The organism is Trichlorobacter sp. (genome assembly GCF_030247655.1).
In the GTDB taxonomy this organism is placed as follows: Bacteria; Desulfobacterota; Desulfuromonadia; order Geobacterales; family Pseudopelobacteraceae; genus Trichlorobacter.
On record NZ_JAOTRZ010000237.1, the window covers coordinates 1 to 4,354 of the forward strand.

The following is a 4,354-nucleotide window of genomic DNA, read 5'->3' on the forward strand; positions in this document are numbered from 1 at the left end:
TCTTAATACCATGGATGATGTATCGAATAAGCTTGGCAAAATTATTGAACCACTGGTTATCACCGTTGTTGGTGTGCTGTTTGCTGTCATTATCAGTGGTCTTTTATTACCGATTTACGACCTTGTTTCCAAGGTTGGTAAAGGATAGCTGATGAACGCTACGTATCTTGATTTTTTTGGCTTATACGATGATCCATTCAGGCTTACCCCGGATCCAGCCTACTACTACCCCTCTCACGAACATGCCAATGCCTTGCTGTCGCTGGACTACACCCTGAACAACCGAGAAGGATTCTGTCTGCTGACCGGCGAACCCGGCACCGGCAAAACCACCTTGGTGCGTATATTTATCAACAAATGGCAGGATCAGGCCGAGATTGCGCTGATCATGACGCCACGCCTTTCGCCTGAGGAATTTTTGCAAGCGATACTGGATGACTTGGGGGTCATCTTTCCACTCTCCGGCAACAAAAACGATATGATTAAGGAGTTCAGGGATTTTCTGTTAAAGCACGCAGAAAATGGACGGCGGGTGGTCATTGTTGTAGATGAGGCACAGCAACTGCCCGATGCCACCCTGGAAGAACTACGGCTACTGTCAAACCTGGAGACAACCAAAGAAAAACTGGTACAGATAATACTGGTAGGTCAGCCAGAACTGGCTGATAAAATGGAGCAGGATCAGTTCAGACAGTTGAACCAGAGAATATCTGTTCGAGCAGCCCTTTCACCTTTGGCAGAACGGGCCACCGCCGACTACCTTGCCACCCGGCTTATGAAAGCCGGTGGCCAGACCGCAACATTCTTTGACAAAGCAGCATTGGACACCATCTTCCGGCTCTCTTGTGGCATCCCCCGCCTGATCAACCTGATCGCATCAAGGGCACTGATGGCAGCATACCTGGAGGGAAAGCCAGGCGTCCAGGAACGACAGGTGGTCATTGCTGCAGCAGAAGTCATGAGAAAAGAAAGAAAAGCACCAAATACATCGCTGAAAAAGCAACTACTCTGGGGAGCAATTATTGGGTTGGTTGTAATTGCAGCAGTGTTGTCAGTCTTTAAAATTCGCCTTTAACGCAAACCATTACCGATCAAGGACACTAATCCGCTCCCTGGCAGCCTCGCGCACCCGTTGTCCTGCGTCTGGCAGAGCTGTTACTTCACGGTACAGTCGCAACGCGTCCTGATTTTCACCACGTCGTTCCCTGATCCTTGCCATTCCCAACATCCCATGCGCATCACCAATATCTGACAATCGACGATAACTATTCAGCGCATCATCCAGCAATGCACTACGCTCCTGTACCAACGCCAGATTATACAGTGCCGATCGATTAACGGGATCAACTGCCACAGCACGGCCAAGCATAGAACGGGCACCGTTTTCATTACCTAACTTACCCTGGGCGATACCACCGTTCACCAGCGCAGAAACATAATCACCCTTCAGTTGTAGAGCCCGGTTTGCAAACCCCAATGCCTCATCAAACATCCCCATACTGAGGCAGGTACTGGCAAGGTTGTTCAAAATGCGATAGTTGTGCGGATCAACATCAAGCGCCTTACGGTACTGCTGCATGGCTTGACCGTAATCTCGACGTGCCTCAGCACTACGTGCAGCAAACAGATAGGCATCCAGCGAGGACCGATCCTTCACCACCGCTTTGCGCTCAACAGCAGTTGTTTCCCGCGGGGCAGGCGAAACGGCAGCATGCTTCGCTCCACTTGCCTGCAGATGACGGGCAGATGCACCACCCTTTTCAGAGGTCTGCCGAATACCCGTTACCTTCGGCTTTACTGCAGCAACAACAGCTGCGGCAACAGCTCGTGAAGATGACACTGGCGCCTGCGGCATCGGTGCGTCTACTGCCTTAACCGCCATCTGTGGTTGTGGTGGTAGAACCGGACGTGTCAATGTAGGAGAGGTTGAAATCCTGGTTTGCAGATAGACCATCAACAACCCACCACCAACAATGGCAGCTACAGCCACTGCACCAATAACCAGATAGGTTCGCCGACTGTTTTTTCCTGAAGCTGTGCTGGACACCGTCTGTAACAACCCGGGTGGAATTTGTCCTGTCTCTTGGTGTGGATCATTTTTTTTCAGCAAATTTGCAAGAATACTCATATCCAATACACCTGTAATTTATTGAATGTACATCAAAAATCGAATAGCAGCCGTCCAACAGGAAGTCAATACAATTCAGAATCAGCCTTTGCAAATGACGACAAAAACCCCGTACCACCATGTTTAACCCAATTTTACTTGATTTTTTTAAATAAATAGCCGATTTAAGAAAGGCAATAACATCATTACCTTAAATACGAACAAAATAAACCGTGCAGGAGGTTAAGTATGCGTAGCAACAAAGGCTTTACCCTGGTTGAAATGGCGATAGTATTAATTATTATTGGTATTATCCTTGGAGCTGTAGTCAAGGGCCAAGACCTGATAGTAAATGCCCGTTCAAAGAAACTGATCAGTACTGCAAATACTTGGAACATATTAGCATACACCTATATGGATCGCATGGGATATTTCCCCGGTGATGGCGGTACAAACGTAACCACCGGTGTTGCTGTGGGCACTTCAAATGGTATTATTGGTAACCCTGCTGCCGAGCGTGCTGCCGGCGCTACATCAATTGATCAGATTGTTGGAACCGCTGCAACCCCCAATATGTCCAATGCCCCGGAAAACCCGGTCATGATCGGCGGCCAGGCATTCTGGATTTATTTTGGCTATGTAAACGCGACAGTAGGCCAAAGAAATGCGATCTATGTCTGCCCAAGCGCTAACTGCGCCACTGCTCTAACCAGTGACTCAATGGCTATTCTGCAGGCATTTGACACTGCCATTGACGGGACAGCAGATGCAGGCCTTGGCCGGGTCAGAGCCATAACTAACGGAGGCGGGTACACTGCCCTTGCCGCTGCCTTTGGTAACCGGACAAATGCAGTATTCAACAACTCAAACCCGACGAACAGAGCTATTGACACACCGGCAAACACCGCTCAATGGGCAATTGCCGGACAGACCGGCGCGGTCTGGGTTTTTGACCGTCCGTTCTAGTTTATTCTTACAGACAATAAAGAGGGGGGCTTTGCAGCTCCCCTTTTTTTATCGTTAAATTGTGATATAAGAGACTTATGAGAAATTGTGTACAAAACAAACGGGGCTTTACGCTGGTCGAAATGGCACTTGTGCTGGTTGTGATCGGCATTGTGATCGGTATTGGCGCGGGCATGATCGGGCCATTAATGAGCCTATCAAAAACTCGCGAGACCAAAGAGTTTCTTGGTTCCGCGGTTGAATCGGTTAACAGCTGGGCGGCAAGCAATAACAGGTTGCCGGATGTAACTGCAGGAACAACCGGTTTTAGGAGCGTTGCAAAAACCCCAACAGATGCCTGGGGACGAGATTTAATTTATTTGTACGACTCAAATTTTATTGCAGCTTCAAAGGACACTATCTGCGGTAGGAAAACAACTCTTATAACCTTACGTCAGTGTTTAACCGCCAACTGTGCCACAACATCTGGTACGGACTACATTGACATGTCCAACGTGGCATATGTAGTTTTTAGCCAAGGTGATGACGCAACAACTCAGACAGCGTCTACCGATGCAGCTGTTACTATATCTCGTCAATTCACTCCAGGTGTTGCAGCCAGAGTAACGTTAGACATGAATCACAACGACATCGTCCGCTGGGTTACCCTGGATGAGCTGCGTAGCAAGATCGGCTGCCAGGGGGCGCAGCTGAAAATTGTGAACAATGAACTGCCCCCCGGCACTGTTTCTGCTCAATATCCAAATGCCACAGTGGGATCAGTGTTGAGCCTTGTTACTGATGGAGGAGCAACCCCAGGAACGTTACGCTGGTGTATAGAGGCGCCCTCTGCCAATCCTCTTCCTGCTGGTCTTATTTTTACTCCGGCCCTGGCCGGAGCTATTCGTGTTGCTCCCAACACCTGTAATGCGATAAATCCCTTGCCTGAAGCTGGCTGGATTTTATCACCAACGCTCAACATTTCAGGCACTCCAGCCGCAAACAGCCAGGGAGCCTACAATTTCACGTTGTACGTACGTGATAACAATGACACGGCAAGTTCAAACGATAACATTGCATCAAAAACATTTGTCCTCACCGTGAATCCCTGATGACATCCTTACGGACATCCCGCGGCTTCACCATGCTGCCACTGATTCTTCTGCTTTTTGTCATTATAGGCTTGATCAGCGCAGGCTATATGATGCTGGGACAAAAAATATTGCTGGGCAAGACGGTTGAAACAAAGGCAGGACAGGAAAAGTCGGTTGACGCCATTGTCAGTTGGTCGGTGGCGAATGG

The 4,354-nt window shown here is 48.9% G+C and carries 4 protein-coding genes; 3 read left to right on the forward strand and 1 reads right to left on the reverse strand.

Annotated features, from left to right (window positions below; all coding sequences use genetic code 11):
• Positions 1-151 precede the first annotated feature (151 nt).
• The gene (locus tag OEL57_RS14650) at positions 152-1,075 is read left to right on the forward strand and encodes an ExeA family protein (protein ID WP_300741453.1); all 924 of its coding nucleotides are present in this window, start codon (positions 152-154) and stop codon (positions 1,073-1,075) included.
• 9 nt (positions 1,076-1,084) lie between these two features.
• On the opposite strand, the gene OEL57_RS14655 is transcribed toward OEL57_RS14650, so the two are convergent.
• Complete coding sequence (locus OEL57_RS14655) at positions 1,085-2,128, reverse strand: tetratricopeptide repeat protein (protein WP_300741454.1); 1,044 nt, start codon at positions 2,126-2,128, stop codon at positions 1,085-1,087.
• A 228-nt stretch (positions 2,129-2,356) separates the two neighbouring features.
• On the opposite strand from OEL57_RS14655, the gene OEL57_RS14660 reads away from it, so the two are divergent.
• Together OEL57_RS14660 and OEL57_RS14665 are read left to right on the forward strand one after the other, a co-directional pair.
• A complete protein-coding gene (locus OEL57_RS14660) occupies positions 2,357-3,073 on the forward strand; it encodes a prepilin-type N-terminal cleavage/methylation domain-containing protein (RefSeq protein ID WP_300741456.1) in 717 nt (238 codons plus the stop codon).
• Between the two features lie 77 nt (positions 3,074-3,150).
• Positions 3,151-4,164, forward strand: a complete 1,014-nt coding sequence (locus tag OEL57_RS14665; protein WP_300741458.1) for a putative Ig domain-containing protein — start codon at positions 3,151-3,153, stop codon at positions 4,162-4,164.
• Positions 4,165-4,354 lie beyond the last annotated feature (190 nt).